The sequence below is a fragment of the Empedobacter brevis genome (assembly GCF_965118635.1).
In the GTDB taxonomy this organism is placed as follows: Bacteria; Bacteroidota; Bacteroidia; order Flavobacteriales; family Weeksellaceae; genus Empedobacter; species Empedobacter brevis_A.
This window is the reverse complement of the sequence record NZ_CBCPHV010000036.1, coordinates 1-781: the sequence shown is the minus strand read 5'-3', so window position 1 is coordinate 781 and position 781 is coordinate 1. Positions and strand designations below refer to the sequence as shown.

Sequence of the window (781 nt, the reverse complement as noted above, 5' to 3'; positions counted from 1 at the left end):
GTCTTGGAATGTAGGTATTGAAGGAAAGTCAAACCCTGATTATTTAAGTTATGACAATCTTCCTAATTATCAGGATGCCTGCATAATGATGCACCATTTGATAAAAAGATGGAACGACGCTCCTTTAAGAAATGGAATTTCACCAAATGATATATACAACGTAAGTATACACCCTTCTTGTACACCGATTGATAGTGTTGTTTTACGCTATTTGTTTGGAGAAAAAACAAAAGTTACGCTAAATGAAATGCGAGGTTTTGTAAAAGTATCAAAAGCACAAGGTTATCATTATCGTGAAGATCATTTGTTTGAGATCCCGGATTATGCAGGTGAAGGTATTAAGACGATTAGTAAATCGGTTAAAAACAAATATTCTGTTAAGGTACAAGTCTTTTGGGATGAAAATGAAGCCGATTTATACACTTTGGAAGGTAAATATATTATGACATGTCCAAAAGCACTAAGAGGAATACAGTCCCATGCCGAAATGACAGAAGATCATAAATATGCCTTAGAACATCACTACAACCGTAAAGAAGAACATAAAAAACATATTACCGAATTACAGCAAGCTGTAGCAGATTCGATGGCTGAACTTGATTATTTGGATATGATGGCTCTTGGAGGTGATAAAGAATCTTATAACACAATGATGGTTGAAGCTGAAGCGAATATAATTAATGAGCAAATTCAATCAAATCAAAAAAGAGCTAAAAAACAGGTGAAATCGACTGAAACAGAAAGTAAAAAAACAAACAAAGCCCTGGAAAGAGCTAAACGT

General features: G+C 34.2%; 1 protein-coding gene. It reads left to right on the top strand.

Annotated elements, in window-relative coordinates; all coding sequences use genetic code 11:
* The coding region (locus ACMHJW_RS14660) for a hypothetical protein (RefSeq protein ID WP_413534144.1) at window positions 1–781 on the top strand (781 nt) is incomplete at both ends.